The sequence below is a fragment of the Aeromonas sp. R5-4 genome (assembly GCF_040908215.1).
Lineage (GTDB): Bacteria > Pseudomonadota > Gammaproteobacteria > Enterobacterales > Aeromonadaceae > Aeromonas > Aeromonas veronii.
This window is the reverse complement of record NZ_JBFODG010000022.1, coordinates 142459-157573: the sequence shown is the minus strand read 5'-3', so window position 1 is coordinate 157573 and position 15115 is coordinate 142459. Positions and strand designations below refer to the sequence as shown.

Below are 15115 nucleotides of genomic sequence, written 5' to 3'. Positions count from 1 at the left end.
CGTGCCATACTGACAACTGATGCAAGTGATAAAACAATCAATGCCGAGGTCATCATGGATGGGAAGCTTTTCAACGCCGACACCGAGGCAATGTTGACCCAGCTGTCAGATCACACCGTCCTGGAACAGCTGATGGATAATGCCCCTCTGGGCATCGGCGTCTTTGACTGCGAATTTCGCTACCGTAAAGTCAATCAGGTGCTGGCCGACATCAATGGCAAAAGCATCGAGGAGCATCAGGGCAAGCATCTCCGAGAGGTGGTTCCCAAGCTGGCCCCGACCCTGGAGCCCATGTTTCAGCAGATCATGCGCAGCGGCATGCCCTACGTGGATATCGCCATCACGGGCCAAACCGCGGCGTACGACAGCAGCTCCCGCCGCTTTCAGGCCACCTACAGCCCGATGCGTGATGAGAAGGGAGAGCTGAACGGCATCCTCGCCATCGTACGGGACATCACCGAGCAGTACGAAACCGAACAACGGCTGCAGCTGGCAATGCGAGCGGCCCAAATCGGGGTGTGGGAGTGGCACGTTGCGGAAGACAGACTGCTGTTCGACGGCCAGATTGAGCCGCTGCTGGGCATCGAGGCCAACCAGTTCCACGGCGGGCTGCAAGCGTTCGTCGACTGTTTTGAACCGGAATCTGGCAGCCAGCTCAAGGCCGCCCTGCAAAGTCATGACCCCATCCATCTCACCCTGAGCTACCTCACCGCGCTCAACGAGCGCCACTGGGTCGATATTCATGCCGACCATGTCCCCGCCACCGAGTCGGTCGGCCACCGGGTCATGGGAGTCATTCACAATGCCACCGCCCGCCGCCGTCAGGAGGAGCGACTCCATCAGGCCAACGTGGTATTCGATACCACGGCCGAGGGGATCATCATCCTCGACAGCGAGCACCATATTCTGTCGGTCAACCCGGCCTTCACCATGCTGACCCAATACAATGCCGAGGAGGTGATAGGCCGCACCCCGGATATCATCATGCATCCCAGGCGCTACACCGACCTCGACTATCCCTGGTATCACCTGCGCCCCGGCAACAACGCCTGGCATGGCGAGATGGTTTGTCTGCGCAAGGATGGCAGCTACTTCTCCTCCTGGCAGCAGATCAGCGCTGTCTATGACAACTTCAACAACACCACTCACTATGTGATCGCCCTCTCCGACATCAGCGCCATTCGCAAGGTGGAGGCCGAGCTGAATCACCTTGCCTATCACGATCCCCTGACCGAGCTGGGCAATCGCCATCTGTTGCAGGAGCGGCTGGCCCTTGAGCTGAAAACCGCGCAGCTCAATCGCAAACGGTTGGGGCTGCTCTTTATCGATCTGGATGGCTTCAAGCTGATCAACGACAGCCTGGGCCACGGGGTCGGCGATGAGCTGCTCAAGCGGCTGGCAGAGCGGATCCGCGGCTGCCTGCAGCACAACGATTTGGCGACCCGCCTCGGGGGAGACGAGTTTCTGGTGCTGATCCCCTATCTGGAGGAGCCTGACGAGCTGGCAGCCCTTGCCAATACCCTGCTGACCGTGTTGCGTGAACCGGTTGAGCTGGCCCATGAGCTGGTGGCAATCTCGGCAAGTATCGGTATTGCCATCTATCCGGATCATGCTGACAGCCCGGAAACCCTGGTCAGTGCCGCCGACAGCGCCATGTACGAGGCGAAAAGTCAGGGGCGCAACGGATTCCAGTTCTATACCCCCTGCATGGCGGCTCGAGCCCGCGAGCGAATGCAGATTGAGCAGGGTCTGCTCAAGGCCCTGGAGCTCGAACAGCTCTGCATCTTCTATCAACCCATGACCAATCTGGCCAACGGCCACCTGAGTGGACTGGAGGCCCTGCTGCGCTGGCAGCATCCCAATGAGGGAATGATAGCGCCGACCCGTTTTATTCCGGTGGCAGAGGAGTGCGGCCTGATAGAGAAAATTGGGGAGTGGGTGATGCGCAACGCCTGCGAGCAGGGACAAAACTGGCTGGCCGCCGGACTGCCGGTGCCTCGCTTGTCGGTCAATGTGTCGGTGCGGGAGATGCGCTCCCCAGGCTACGTTGAACGGGTCGCCGCTATTCTGGCCGAGACCGGATTTCCGCCAGAACGGCTGGAGATAGAGGTGACGGAGAGCATCATCCAGCGGGTCGAACAGAGTCTGGATCTCTTTACCCGCCTGAAAAATCTCGGCGTTCAGATTGCCATCGATGACTTTGGCACCGGCTTCTCGTCACTGAGTCTGCTCAAGACCCTGCCGATCGATCGCATCAAGATAGACCGGGCGTTTGTGCAGGCATTACCGGAAGACAAGAACAGTCGGGAGCTCTGCCGCACCATCATCAATCTGGCCGACAGTCTGGATATGGAGGTCACCGCCGAAGGGATTGAAACCAAGGCACAACACGCCTTCTTGCAGTCACTCAACTGCGGCGAAGGACAGGGCTATCTGTTCAGCAAACCACTGCATGTTGAACATATGGGAGATCGCCTGCATCAACGCTACGTCTCATAGTGGCAGGCAATCATCATCACCAGCCGGGAGGCATCCGCCTCCTGGCTGCCGACCGGATTACCACTCAATCTGCAAGCGGGATTCCCAACCATCATCACGATCATTGAGCATACGCGTCAACGGTGATTCGCCAGCATAACGGGGGGCTGGCTCGCTGAAGGTAAGTCTGGTACCAGGCTCTTTGGCCTGCCATGCATGACCAAGCTGATCGGCCACCCGATCCCGCAGCGCAGGTGAGGCCTCCTGATGGGTGAGCGCAAACTCTTTCGGGGGTTCGCCAGCGGGCACTGGCGCATCAAACTGCCAGAGGGATGCACAGAGCAACAAAGAAAACATCATGACCTCCAATTAATCGACACGCCCCCTTTTACCCACTCGCCGATTAATTGTCACTCTTTGTCCTGTAACCAACTGTTGCCGCCTATCCAAAAGTCTAATTGCCCCCCGCCACCAAAGGTATAAGTTGTTAAGAAACCATTAAAAGATCTATTCAAAGGAGTGACAGATGAGCGAGAGCAAGGTCTACCCGGTCAAACCCCACATCAGCAGCAATGCACTGCTGGACAAGGGCGACTACGCCGCCATGTATCAGGCCTCCGTCGAGGATCCCGATACCTTCTGGGGAGAGCAGGGAAAAATTCTCGACTGGATGAAACCCTATAGCAAGGTCAAGAACACCTCCTACGATCCGGGCCATGTCTCCATCAAATGGTTTGAAGATGGCCAGCTCAACGTCTCGGCCAACTGTCTAGATCGTCATCTCGCCGAACGTGGCGACAAGGTCGCCATCATCTGGGAAGGGGACAACCCCACCGAAGATCGCAAACTCACCTACCGCGAACTGCACAGCGAAGTGTGCAAGTTTGCCAACGTATTGAAAGCCCAAGGGGTTCACCGTGGCGACGTGGTCTGCCTCTATATGCCCATGGTGCCCGAAGCCGCCATCGCCATGTTGGCCTGTACCCGCATCGGCGCGGTACACAGCATCGTATTCGGCGGCTTCTCGCCGGAAGCACTGGCTGGTCGCATCATCGACTCGGGCTCGCGCATCGTGATCACCGCCGACGAGGGACTGCGTGGCGGCCGTCCGGTACCGCTCAAGAAAAATGTGGATGAAGCGCTCACCAACCCGGATACCCAGGTCAACAAGGTGATCGTGCTCAAGCGCACCGGCGGCAATGTCGCCTGGCACAACCACCGCGACATCTGGTGGCATGAAGCGACCGCCGCCGTCAGCAGCGACTGCCCGCCCGAGGCGATGAACGCCGAAGATCCGCTCTTTATCCTCTATACCTCCGGCTCCACCGGCAAACCCAAAGGGGTGCTGCACACCACCGGCGGCTACCTGGTCTATGCCACCCTCACCTTCAAATATGTGTTCGACTACCACGAAGAGGATATCTACTGGTGTACCGCCGATGTGGGCTGGGTTACCGGTCACTCCTATCTGGTCTACGGGCCGCTTGCCAACGGCGCCACCACCATCATGTTCGAAGGGGTGCCCAACTACCCGGCCACCAACCGCATGAGTCAGGTGGTGGACAAGCACCAGGTCACCATCCTCTATACCGCCCCTACCGCCATCCGCGCCCTGATGGCCAAGGGTAACGAAGCGGTCACCGGCACGTCACGCCAGAGCCTGCGCATCATGGGTTCGGTGGGTGAGCCGATCAACCCGGAAGCCTGGGAGTGGTACTACCGCACCATTGGTGACGAGCGCTGCCCCATTGTCGATACCTGGTGGCAAACCGAAACCGGCGGCATCCTGATTACGCCGCTGCCCGGCGTCACCGACCTGAAACCGGGCTCGGCGACTCGTCCCTTCTTCGGGGTGCAACCTGCGCTGGTGGACAACATGGGCGAGCCGCTGGAGGGAGCCACCGAGGGCAACCTGGTGATCACCGACTCCTGGCCGGGCCAGATGCGCACCGTGTTCGGCGATCACGAGCGGTTCGAGCAGACCTACTTCTCCACCTTCCCGGGCCGCTACTTCACCGGCGACGGTGCCCGTCGCGACGAGGACGGCTACTACTGGATTACCGGTCGGGTGGATGATGTACTGAACGTCTCCGGCCACCGCATGGGTACCGCTGAAATTGAATCGGCGCTGGTGGCCCATCCCAAGATTGCTGAAGCTGCAGTGGTGGGGGTTCCTCACGAGATCAAGGGTCAGGGTATCTATGCCTATGTCACCCTGATCGCCGGGGAAGAGCCGAGCCGCGAGCTGCACAAAGAGGTGAAGGAGTGGGTGCGCAAGGAGATTGGCGCCATCGCTACGCCGGACGTGATCCACTGGGCGGAGGGGCTGCCGAAGACCCGTTCCGGCAAGATCATGCGCCGCATCTTGCGCAAGATCGCCACCGGTGAGACCGACAGCCTGGGGGATATCTCCACCCTGGCGGATCCGGGCGTAGTAGACAAACTCATTCGCGAGAAGTCGGAAGCAGCCTGATCCCGCTTCGTTTGTTGCCCAACAAAGCCGGCCCTGTGCCGGCTTTATCGTTTCTCATCCGCCAGCAAACAGCAAGGTGGCAGCCACGGAGCCTTGTCGACCGAAACGTGCAATAAACAGCCAGATGTAGAGATTAGACCAGTAAAATGCTGCTAATTTTCACGAAATCAATATAATTGCGAAATCTGTGTGCCAGGGCACACCGATTTGCGCAGAAAATGGCTAGATTTCTGGTAGTCCACAAGATAGCTGATAGATAGCAGCATTATCATCGAGGATGTACTCAATATGTCGCAAAATCACCGAATTCTCCTGCTCAACGGACCAAACCTGAATCTGCTGGGCAAACGGGAACCGGGTATCTACGGCAGCAAGACGCTTGATGAGATCGTCGCCGATCTGAAGCTTAACGCCAGCGAACTCGGTGTCACTCTGGAACATCTGCAATCCAACGCCGAACATGAGTTGGTCGGCCGCATCCATCAGGCCATGGGCCAGGTGGATTTTATCATCATCAATCCAGCCGCCTTCACCCACACCAGCGTCGCCATTCGCGATGCGCTGCTGGGTGTCGCCATCCCTTTTATTGAGGTTCACCTGTCAAACGTCCATGCCAGGGAGCCGTTCCGTCATCACTCCTATCTGTCTGATGTCGCCAAAGGGGTCATTTGTGGTCTGGGGGCCGATGGCTACCAATTCGCTTTAACCGCGGCCGTGCACCATCTGCGCGCGGCTTGATAATCACTGATCAGATAAAGAAGAAAGAGAATGCTAATGGATATCCGCAAAATCAAGAAGCTGATTGAACTGGTTGAAGAGTCCGGCATCGCCGAACTGGAGATCTCCGAAGGTGAAGAGTCCGTTCGCATCAGCCGCAACTTCTCCGGTCAGGTGACCACCGCCATGCCGCAGATGATGATGCAGCAAGCCGCTCCGGTTGCCGCACCTGCCGCTGCCGCCCCGGTTGCCGCCGCACCGGCCGCAGATGCCGCCCCGAGCGGTCACCTGATGCGCTCCCCGATGGTTGGCTCCTTCTACCGCTCCTCCAGCCCGGATGCCAAGCCGTTCGCGGAAGTGGGTCAGCAAGTCAATGTCGGCGACACCCTGTGCATCGTCGAAGCCATGAAAATGATGAACCAAATCGAGTCTGACAAGGCCGGTGTGATCAAAGCGATCCTGGTTGAAAATGGTCAGGCCGTCGAATTTGACGAGCCGCTGTTCATCATCGAATAAGGGAAATCGCCACCCATGTTGGACAAAGTAGTCATCGCCAACCGCGGTGAAATTGCCCTGCGGATCCTGCGCGCCTGTAAAGAGCTCGGGATCAAGACAGTGGCCGTTCACTCCACCGCCGACCGGGAGCTCAAACATGTGCTGCTGGCCGACGAATCCATCTGTATCGGCAGACCGGCCAGTACTGAATCCTACCTCAACGTCCCGGCCATCATCGCCGCCGCCGAGGTAACCGGTGCCGTGGCCATCCACCCGGGTTACGGCTTCCTCTCCGAGAACGCCGATTTCGCCGAAGTGGTCGAAAAATCCGGCTTCATCTTCATCGGCCCGCGCGCCGAGACCATTCGCCTGATGGGTGACAAGGTCTCCGCCATCGAAGCGATGAAGAAAGCGGGCGTACCGTGTGTGCCGGGCTCTGACGGCCCCGTCGACAACGACGCCAAGCACAACGCCGCCATTGCCAAGCGCATCGGCTATCCGGTGATCATCAAGGCCGCCGGTGGCGGTGGTGGTCGCGGTATGCGCGTGGTGCGCAATGAAGCGGAACTGGCGGGCGCCATCGCCCTGACCAAATCCGAAGCAGGCCAGTTCTTCAAGAACGACATGGTCTACATGGAGAAGTACCTGGAAAACCCGCGCCACATTGAAATTCAGGTGTTGGCAGACGGCCAGGGCAACGCCCTCTATCTGGGCGAGCGTGACTGCTCCATGCAGCGTCGCCACCAGAAAGTGGTGGAAGAGGCGCCGGCGCCCGGCATCACCGCCGAAATGCGCAAGTTCATCGGCGAGCGCTGTGTGCGCGCCTGTATCGAGATCGGCTACCGCGGCGCGGGTACTTTCGAGTTCCTGTACGAGAACGGCGAGTTCTATTTCATCGAGATGAACACCCGTATTCAGGTTGAGCATCCGGTCACCGAGATGGTCACCGGTATCGATCTGATCAAGGAGCAGCTGCGCATCGCCGCCGGTCAGCCCCTGTCGATCACCCAGCAGGATATCCGCATCCGTGGCCATGCCATCGAGTGCCGGATCAACGCCGAAGATCCGGCCACCTTCATGCCCTCTCCGGGTCTGGTGCAGCGCTTCCACGCGCCGGGTGGTCTGGGCGTGCGTTGGGACTCCCACATCTATGCCGGTTACAAGGTACCGCCCCACTACGATTCGATGATCGGCAAGCTGATCTGCTACGGCGAGAATCGTGACATTGCCATCGCCCGCATGCGCCATGCGCTGGACGAGCTGGTGGTGGAAGGGATCAAGACCAACGTACCGTTGCAAAAAGAGATCATGAAAGACGAAAACTTCCAGCACGGTGGCACCAATATCCACTATCTGCACAAGAAATTAGGTCTGTAAGGATCGCTGATAGAGACCGGACTTCCGGTGGAAGTCTGCTCCGCAAGGAGCCTCTGCTGAAAAAGGGCCATGGCGACATGGCCCTTTTTTGTTATCCTTGCGCCCCTCAAATTTGTCGGAGGCCAAGGTGAACCGTTTTGCTCTCGCCCGCCGGGAAGCAGCTTTCTGCCTGCTGCTGACCCTGTTCTACTTCTTTGCCTGGTATGGCACCGCCTATTTTATCCCGCTCCAGCTGGAGTTGTGGGGGCTGCCACTGTGGTTCCTGCTCAGTTGCATGGTGATGCCGCTGCTGTTCATTCTGCTCTGCGCCCTGATGGTGAACCGGCTGTTTGTGGAGATCCCCCTCGATACCCACGCCCCTTGCGGCAAGGAGTCATCCCATGAATCTTGAGTTGATGCTGCCGCTCGTCATCTATCTGGTGCTGGTGCTGGGGGTGGGTTTCTGGGCTAGCCGCCATCGCGCAGAAGGCAACTTCGTGCAGGAGTACTTCATCGGCAACCGCAGCATGGGCGGGCTGGTGCTGGCGATGACGCTGGTGGCCACCTACACCTCGGCCTCCTCCTTTATCGGTGGGCCGGGCGCGGCCTACAAGATCGGTCTGGGCTGGGTGTTGCTGGCGATGATCCAACTGCCCACCGTCTGGCTCACTCTGGGGGTGCTTGGCAAGAAGTTCGCCATCATCGCCCGCCGGGTCAATGCGGTGACCATCAACGATATGCTGTGGGCCCGCTACCAGAGCAAGGCGGTGGTGATCCTCGGCTCCGTTACTATCATCCTCGCCTTTATCGCGACTATGGTGGTGCAGTTTATCGGCGGCGCCCGCCTGCTGGAGACCGCCACCGGCCTCTCCTACCAGCAGGGGTTGATGCTGTTTGCCAGCTGTGTGCTGCTCTACACCATCATCGGCGGCTTTCGCGCGGTGGTGATGACCGATGCCCTGCAAGGGATCATCATGCTGATCGGCACCGGCGCCTTGCTGGCGGGAATTCTGATTGCCGGTGACGGCCTGCCGAACCTTATCCACCAGCTCAGGGAGATCGATCCCAAGCTGGTGAGCCCGCAAGGGGCCGGCGACATGTTGACCCAGCCCTTTATGCTGAGCTTCTGGATCCTGGTCTGTGTCGGGGTGGTGGGGCTACCCCACTCGGCGCTGCGCTGCTTTGGCTATCGCGACAGCAAGGCGCTCCATCGCGGCATTCTGATCGGCACCGTGGTCAGCGCCCTGCTGATGTTCGGCATGCATCTGGCGGGTGCCCTTGGCCGCGCCATCCTGCCCGGCATGGACAGCCCGGACAAGATCATGCCCTCCCTGATGATGGAAGTGCTGCCCCCCTGGCTGGCCGGAGTCTTTCTGGCGGCGCCGATGGCGGCCATCATGTCCACCATCGACTCCCAGCTGATCCAGGCTTCCGCCACTCTGGTGAAGGATCTCTACCTCAACTATCTGAGTCCAAAGCAGGAGAAGCTGGAGGTGCGCATCCCCCGCCTTTCCCTGCTCTGCACCCTGATCCTCGGCACTCTGGTGCTGCTGGCGGCGTTGCAGCCCCCCGAGATGATCATCTGGCTCAACCTGCTCGCCTTTGGCGGCCTGCAGGCGGTGTTCCTCTGGCCGCTGGTGCTCGGTCTCTACTGGTCACGGGCCAACGGCCCGGGCGCGCTGGCCAGCATGGTCAGCGGCATCGTCAGCTATGGGGTTCTGAGTCAGTGGGGGATCAAGCTGGCTGGCCTGCACGCCATCGTGCCAAGCCTCACGCTGGCGCTGATGGTCTTTATCACGGTGAGCCTGTTAACGGCACCGCCCTCGCGGGAAGTGCGCGAGCTTTTCGGGCAGAAATAATAAAAATATAAATTAGGGGTTCCAAAACTATCCCCAAATAGGTGTTTTCCGGTTAAACTGTGCGCCAAGTCACAGAACGTAGCCGCTGTATGCCCGTTAAAGCCACTCGACAAGTCGTTACTCAAGCCCTGCAGCGGCTCGGTTATGCCCTGCTGCTGCCCGTCTCCATCCTGCCGATGGCGGCGTTGATCTACCGGCTTGGGCAACCCGATGTGCTCGATTTGGCGGTGCTCTCCCTCACCGGTCAGGCGATCTTCAGCCAGATGCCGCTTATCTATGCGGTGGCGATCGCCTTTGGCCTGAGTCGGCAAGAGCTGGGCGGACAGACGCTGGCGGGTGCGGTCAACTTCCTGCTGCTCAGCACCGCCTTCAATACGCTAGCCCCCAACCTGCACGCCGACATGATCTGCGGTCTGCTGGCGGGGCTCACCACTGCCATCATCTACCCCTGGGTTCACCAGCAAACACTGCCCCGCTGGCTGCAGATCGCCAAGGGGGAGTTTCCCAGCCTGCTGGTGTCGGCCTTGGCCTGCCTGCTGATCGCCATCCCCCTCTCGCTGCTGTGGCCGCCGCTGGAGCGCGGGCTGACCCTGCTCACCTCCGAGCTGCTTACCACGCCGTTTGGCGCCTTCTGCTACGGCACCCTCAACCGCTTGCTAATCCCGCTCGGGCTGCATCAGGTATTGGGTAGCGTCATCGGCCTTGGCGAGAGCAACCTGCAGGCGCTGGCCACCGCCCAGCCCCTTCATGAAGGGTATGTGGCCGGTCTCTACCCCATCATCATGTTCGGCCTGCCGGGCGCCTGTTTTGCCATCTGGCTGCACCGCCAGCGGATGCAGCGGCTGCCGCAGGGCGGGCTGCTGCTCACCCTGGCGCTCACCTCGGCACTGGTGGGTATCACAGAGCCCATCGAGTTTCTGTTCGCCTTTACCGCCCCCTGGCTGTTTCTCGCCCACGCCCTGCTGACCGGGCTATCGCTCGCTGTCTGTAGCGGGCTGGGGATCAAGGTGGGCAGTTACTTCTCCGCCGGTCTGCTGGATCTGGTGCTGAGCTATCAGGCAGGGGAGCACAGCTTCTGGCTCATTCCGGTCGGTATCCTGTTTTTCGTTGCCTACACCCTGCTGTTCTATCAGCTGCTGGAGCGCGCCCCCCTCAGCATGCCGAGCAAGCCCATCGCGGTGGAGCATCCGCGCCTTGCCAGCGTTGCCCCCTCAGACCCGCAGATGCTGGCGATCCAGTACCTCAAGGTGCTAGGCGGGATGGACAATCTGGTGGCGATGAGTGTCTGTATCACCCGCCTCAGCCTGCGGGTGCGCGATATTTCACTGGTGGATCAGTCACGCCTGCTGGGCCTGGGCTGCCTCTCCTGGATCCAGCTCAACGACCACCAGCTGGTGCTGGTGCTGGGTCCCAGTGCCAGCCTGATTGAAGGGCAGATCCGCATGCTGGCGGAGCGCCAGTCGGTCCCCCTCGGCCTCAAACCCAATCAGGAGTCGGCCAGCCAGAGCAGCTGGTAACTCAGGCGAACGGCAACCGCTCGGCCACGAAATCCATCAGGGTGCGCAGGGCGGGGGCCAGATGCTCCCGACTCGGATAGATTAGGTAGAACGGGTTGGCCGGTATGGGCTGATCCGGCAACACCTTCTGCAGCCGCCCCGCCGCCAAATCCCCTTCACAGACATGGTGGGGCAACAGGGCAATCCCCCCGTCATGAAGCGCCATCTCCCGCAGCGCCAGCAAGCTGTTGCTGACACAGGCCCCCTGTGGCCGCCAGCCCCCCTCCTGCAATGGCCACACCGGCATGGCCGAGTGCACCAGACAGGCATAACGGCCCAGCTCGCTCAGCTGTTGCGGCATGCCGTGGGCCGCCAGATAGGCGGGCGCCGCCACCAGATGGCGCGCCACCTCACCGATACGCCGACAGATGAGGCTGGAGTCTTTCAGCGGCGCCGCCCGCAGCGCCAAATCATAACCTTCCCCCACCAGATCGAGCTGTTCATCGCTCAGGGTCAGTTCCAACACCACCTCGGGATAGAGGGCGCGAAACTCGGCGAGGATCCGGCCAAGCAATAGAGTACCGGTCGCCTCGGGGGCAGTGATCCGCACCCGCCCCGCAGGGGCAGATCGCAGCCGTGCCATCGCCAGATTGGCGCTGCGGGCCAGTGCCAGCAGCCCCTGACAGTGCTCCACATAGAGCTCCCCCTGCGGGGTCAGGCTCAACCTGCGGGTGGTGCGCTGCAACAGCCGCACCCCGAGCTGGGATTCGAGCCGCGAGATCTTCTGGCTCACCGATGACTTGGGCATACCAAGCAGCTCGGCGGCTCGGGTAAAGCTCCCCTGCTCCACCACGGTGGCGAACAGCCCCATCAACTCCAGATCGACATTGTTCATATATTCAAACAGTCTTTACCGATTACCCATCTTAATCTTGATAATCAACCAGACTAGAGTGAGTGGCAATCCCGAACACAGCGATTTGAAAGGAAAAACCATGAAAGCCATTGCCCTGACTCACTATCTGCCAAGCGACCACCCCGACTGCTTCATCGCCGCCAACCTGCCCGATCCGGTCCCGGGCCCGCGGGATCTGCTGGTACGGGTCACCGCCACCTCTGTCAATCCGGTAGATACCAAGGTGCGCTCCCCCAAGGCCAAAATTGAAAGCTCGCCTCGGGTACTCGGCTGGGATGCGGTGGGGGAAGTGATCGCCACCGGCAGCGAAGTTACTCTGTTCAAGGCAGGCGACCGAGTCTGGTATGCCGGTGATATCAGCCGCCCGGGCAGCAACAGCGCCCTGCAACTGGTGGATGAGCGCATCGCCGCGATCGCCCCCACCACCTTGAGCGATGTGGAGGCCGCCGCCCTGCCGCTCACCGCCATCACCGCTTGGGAGACCCTGTTCGAGCGCTTCGCTCTTACCCGCGAAAGCCGTGGCAAACTGCTGATCATCGGCGGCGCCGGTGGCGTGGGCTCCATCGCCATCCAGCTGGCCCGCCAGCTCACCGACATGGAGGTGATTGCTACCGCCTCCCGCCCAGAGAGCCGCGAGTGGTGCCTCGAGATGGGCGCCCATCAGGTCGTGAACCACCACAAGTTGCAGGAGGAGCTGACCGCCCTTGGCATCACTCAGGTCGATGCCATCTTCTGCACCAACGCCACCGCCGAGCACTGGGCCACCATGGCCGGGCTGATCCGCCCGTTTGGCCATATCTGCACCATCGCCGAATCGAGCGAGCCGTGGGATCTCTCCTTGCTCAAGAGCAAGAGTGTCACCTTCAGCCAGGAGTTCATGTTCACCCACTCCCTGTTCCAGACGCCGGACATGATCGAACAGCACCGCCTGCTCGGCCGGGTGGCGGCACTGGTCGATGAAGGGGTATTGCAGACCACCCTGACCAGAACCATCCCGTCGCTGACCCCGATCACGCTGGCTCAGGCCCATGCCGAGGTGGAAGCGGGCCGTATGGTTGGCAAGCTGGTGATCGACATGAGCGACTTTGCCAACTAAGCCCTCCAACGCACCATGATGGGATAAGTTCACCAAGGAGATGCCCCAAACGGGCACAATCAGCGGCACTCATGACAGCCTGTGGCAGGCCAACGTCCGACAATCAGCCAAAAAAGAGGCCATTTCGCGAGAAATGGCCTGAATACCTGAACATTGGGGTAACAATCACACACATATCCTTATGCAGGACATATTAGTCTTTGCATCTGGCGTGCCAACAGCAGCATGAATGCGCCAAAACGGCGTCAGCCCGTCCTTGAGCAAGGTGCCGACCTTGCTCTTTTTTTATCTGGCAGACTGTTTACCAGGCAAACAAGTGCAGATAAAAAAATGCCACCCGAGGGTGGCAGTGAAAGATGACGGAACTTGAGCAAAGCGTTCAGCGAAAACCGGTCGTCTTCGCCTGCATAGAGCAATACAGGAACCGTGCCAATCCGGCAAAAGCCCCCGCATCCCTCCACGTCATGGGCAAACCACGACAGCACTGCCCCATGATGGTAGAATCTCGCGGTTTCACATTTATGAAGAGTCGACGCCATGCCCTGGATACAAATTCGAATCAACGCCACTGCCAAGACCGCAGACAAGGTGAGCAACATGCTGCTGGGGCGTGGAGCCCAGGCGGTGACCTTTATGGATGCCAAGGATGTGCCCGTCTACGAACCCATGCCCGGTGAAACCCCGCTCTGGGGCGAGACCGAAGTGATGGGTCTGTTCGATGCCGAAACCGACCCGGCTCCCACCATCGCCTTCTTCCAGCAGATCTTCGGCGAAAACGTCGGCTACAAGGTCGAGCAGCTGGAAGACAAGGATTGGGTGCGCGAGTGGATGGATCACTTCCACCCGATGCAGTTTGGCGAGCGCCTCTGGATCTGCCCGAGCTGGCGCGATGTGCCGAACCCCGATGCAGTCAACGTCATGCTGGATCCGGGTCTGGCCTTCGGTACCGGTACCCACCCCACCACCGCCCTCTGCCTGCAGTGGCTGGACGGCCTCGATCTGACCGGTAAAACCGTGGTCGACTTTGGTTGCGGCTCCGGCATTCTCGGCATCGCCGCCCTGAAACTGGGTGCCGCCCGCGTCATCGGCATCGACATCGACCCGCAGGCCATTCAGGCCAGCCGCGACAACGCCGCGCGCAACGGTGTCGCCGACCAGATTGAGCTCTATCTGCCAGCCGACCAGCCGCAAGATGTCGAAGCGGACGTGGTGGTTGCCAACATCCTGGCCGGCCCGCTGCGCGAACTGGCTCCACTTATCGCCGGCCACGGCAAGCCGGGCAGCCTGATGGCTCTCTCCGGCGTGCTGGAGAGCCAGGCTCCGGAGCTGGAAACTATCTACGGTCAGTGGTTCGAGATGGACCCGACCGCCGTCAAGGAAGAGTGGTGCCGCCTCTCCGGCCGCAAGCACGGCTAAACATAGCTCCCGCTCTCAAGGCGGCAAGTCAGCATCTTTATTAAACAAGAGCACCCGCGGGTGCTCTTGTTGTTTCTCCCTCCTTTCCCACTCTGGGGGACGGTTCACGCTTCTCTGGCCAATGAGGGATTAACATCGTTCTTCCACATCATTGGGGCCCTGCCATGATCGAATACCAGAAGATGATTTGCAGCCAACCGTACAACTGCATGACACCCGAGTTGGCCCAGTTGCGCCGGGAGGCGGCACGGCGCTATCGCCGTTTCAATCAGGCGGAAGAGGAAGCAGAGCAGCGGGCACTACTGGCGGAGCTGATTGGCGAATTGGCTGAGAATGCCTTTATCTGCCCGCCCCTCTACTGCACCTATGGCCGCCACATCCACCTGGGCAAGGACTCCTACATCAATATGGGGGCCACCCTGCTGGACAATGCCCCCATCCGCATCGGCGCCCATGTGATGATTGGGCCAAATGTGCAGATCTATACCGCAGCCCATGCGCTGGAGGCCGACAAACGGATTCAGGGCACAGAGACGGCGCTGCCGGTCACCATTGAAGACAAGGTCTGGATTGGTGGCGGCGCCATCTTGCTGCCCGGCGTCACCATAGGGCGGGAGGCGATCGTCGGCGCGGGCGCCGTAGTCACCAGAGATGTACCGGCCGGTATTCGGGTTGTCGGCAACCCGGCCCGGATCCTGCCAGCCAAAAACAGGTCATAAGGCTGCCAACCGGGCTGCATTTTGATGCCGCCATCAACTCACAACAACCCCGCCTTCCCATAAAAAATAAAGCCCAATGTCACGAAGACGTTGG

Annotated in this window: 13 protein-coding genes; 11 read left to right on the top strand and 2 right to left on the bottom strand. The window is 60.2% G+C overall.

The window, feature by feature from the left end:
• Positions 1–90: 90 nt before the first annotated feature.
• Complete coding sequence (locus AB5Y83_RS11265; RefSeq protein ID WP_335818412.1) at positions 91–2499, top strand: EAL domain-containing protein; 2409 nt, start codon at positions 91–93, stop codon at positions 2497–2499.
• A gap of 57 nt (positions 2500–2556) precedes the next feature.
• Here AB5Y83_RS11265 and AB5Y83_RS11260 read toward each other — a convergent pair whose 3' ends face one another.
• Complete coding sequence (locus tag AB5Y83_RS11260; RefSeq protein WP_234781322.1) at positions 2557–2838, bottom strand: hypothetical protein; 282 nt, start codon at positions 2836–2838, stop codon at positions 2557–2559.
• Positions 2839–3004: 166 nt separating this feature from the next.
• On the opposite strand from AB5Y83_RS11260, the gene acs reads away from it, so the two are divergent.
• The 7 genes from acs (at position 3005) to AB5Y83_RS11225 (ending at position 10895) form a co-directional block, all read left to right on the top strand.
• A complete protein-coding gene (acs, locus tag AB5Y83_RS11255; protein WP_279488918.1) occupies positions 3005–4951 on the top strand; it encodes an acetate--CoA ligase in 1947 nt (648 codons plus the stop codon).
• A gap of 288 nt (positions 4952–5239) precedes the next feature.
• Positions 5240–5689 carry a type II 3-dehydroquinate dehydratase gene (aroQ, locus tag AB5Y83_RS11250; protein ID WP_005338907.1) on the top strand — a complete coding sequence of 150 codons (450 nt, stop codon included), beginning with the start codon at positions 5240–5242 and terminating at the stop codon, positions 5687–5689.
• A 36-nt stretch (positions 5690–5725) separates the two neighbouring features.
• A complete protein-coding gene (gene accB / locus AB5Y83_RS11245; RefSeq protein WP_005338908.1) occupies positions 5726–6184 on the top strand; it encodes an acetyl-CoA carboxylase biotin carboxyl carrier protein in 459 nt (152 codons plus the stop codon).
• A 15-nt stretch (positions 6185–6199) separates the two neighbouring features.
• On the top strand, positions 6200–7540 hold the full coding sequence (gene accC / locus AB5Y83_RS11240) for an acetyl-CoA carboxylase biotin carboxylase subunit (RefSeq protein ID WP_005338910.1): 1341 nt from the start codon (positions 6200–6202) through the stop codon (positions 7538–7540).
• A gap of 127 nt (positions 7541–7667) precedes the next feature.
• Positions 7668–7931, top strand: a complete 264-nt coding sequence (locus AB5Y83_RS11235; protein WP_118854259.1) for a YhdT family protein — start codon at positions 7668–7670, stop codon at positions 7929–7931.
• Positions 7921–9378 carry a sodium/pantothenate symporter gene (gene panF, locus AB5Y83_RS11230; RefSeq protein WP_368175173.1) on the top strand — a complete coding sequence of 486 codons (1458 nt, stop codon included), beginning with the start codon at positions 7921–7923 and terminating at the stop codon, positions 9376–9378. The genes AB5Y83_RS11235 and panF overlap by 11 nt, the downstream gene beginning before the upstream one ends.
• An 89-nt stretch (positions 9379–9467) precedes the next feature.
• Complete coding sequence (locus tag AB5Y83_RS11225) at positions 9468–10895, top strand: PTS transporter subunit EIIC (RefSeq protein ID WP_043822878.1); 1428 nt, start codon at positions 9468–9470, stop codon at positions 10893–10895.
• 1 nt (position 10896) lies between these two features.
• On the opposite strand, the gene AB5Y83_RS11220 is transcribed toward AB5Y83_RS11225, so the two are convergent.
• Complete coding sequence (locus AB5Y83_RS11220; protein WP_005338917.1) at positions 10897–11769, bottom strand: LysR family transcriptional regulator; 873 nt, start codon at positions 11767–11769, stop codon at positions 10897–10899.
• A 100-nt stretch (positions 11770–11869) separates the two neighbouring features.
• Here AB5Y83_RS11220 and AB5Y83_RS11215 point away from each other — a divergent pair, with 100 nt between their 5' ends.
• The 3 genes from AB5Y83_RS11215 (at position 11870) to AB5Y83_RS11205 (ending at position 15021) form a co-directional block, all read left to right on the top strand.
• On the top strand, positions 11870–12886 hold the full coding sequence (locus AB5Y83_RS11215) for a zinc-binding alcohol dehydrogenase family protein (protein ID WP_368175172.1): 1017 nt from the start codon (positions 11870–11872) through the stop codon (positions 12884–12886).
• A gap of 537 nt (positions 12887–13423) precedes the next feature.
• The gene (gene prmA / locus AB5Y83_RS11210) at positions 13424–14302 is read left to right on the top strand and encodes a 50S ribosomal protein L11 methyltransferase (RefSeq protein WP_005358410.1); all 879 of its coding nucleotides are present in this window, start codon (positions 13424–13426) and stop codon (positions 14300–14302) included.
• A gap of 164 nt (positions 14303–14466) precedes the next feature.
• Entirely contained in the window at positions 14467–15021 is a 555-nt protein-coding gene (locus tag AB5Y83_RS11205; protein WP_368175171.1) for a sugar O-acetyltransferase, read from the top strand.
• Positions 15022–15115 lie beyond the last annotated feature (94 nt).

Bases quoted from the DNA above. Each gene is read 5' to 3' on its own strand.
- AB5Y83_RS11260 (WP_234781322.1), bottom strand. From the start codon at position 2,838: ATGATGTTTTCTTTGTTGCTCTGTGCATCCCTCTGGCAGTTTGATGCG.
- panF (WP_368175173.1), top strand. From the start codon at position 7,921: ATGAATCTTGAGTTGATGCTGCCGCTCGTCATCTATCTGGTGCTGGTG.
- AB5Y83_RS11225 (WP_043822878.1), top strand. From the start codon at position 9,468: ATGCCCGTTAAAGCCACTCGACAAGTCGTTACTCAAGCCCTGCAGCGG.
- prmA (WP_005358410.1), top strand. From the start codon at position 13,424: ATGCCCTGGATACAAATTCGAATCAACGCCACTGCCAAGACCGCAGAC.
- aroQ (WP_005338907.1), top strand. From the start codon at position 5,240: ATGTCGCAAAATCACCGAATTCTCCTGCTCAACGGACCAAACCTGAAT.
- acs (WP_279488918.1), top strand. From the start codon at position 3,005: ATGAGCGAGAGCAAGGTCTACCCGGTCAAACCCCACATCAGCAGCAAT.
- accB (WP_005338908.1), top strand. From the start codon at position 5,726: ATGGATATCCGCAAAATCAAGAAGCTGATTGAACTGGTTGAAGAGTCC.
- AB5Y83_RS11220 (WP_005338917.1), bottom strand. From the start codon at position 11,769: ATGAACAATGTCGATCTGGAGTTGATGGGGCTGTTCGCCACCGTGGTG.
- accC (WP_005338910.1), top strand. From the start codon at position 6,200: ATGTTGGACAAAGTAGTCATCGCCAACCGCGGTGAAATTGCCCTGCGG.
- AB5Y83_RS11265 (WP_335818412.1), top strand. From the start codon at position 91: ATGTTGACCCAGCTGTCAGATCACACCGTCCTGGAACAGCTGATGGAT.
- AB5Y83_RS11205 (WP_368175171.1), top strand. From the start codon at position 14,467: ATGATCGAATACCAGAAGATGATTTGCAGCCAACCGTACAACTGCATG.
- AB5Y83_RS11215 (WP_368175172.1), top strand. From the start codon at position 11,870: ATGAAAGCCATTGCCCTGACTCACTATCTGCCAAGCGACCACCCCGAC.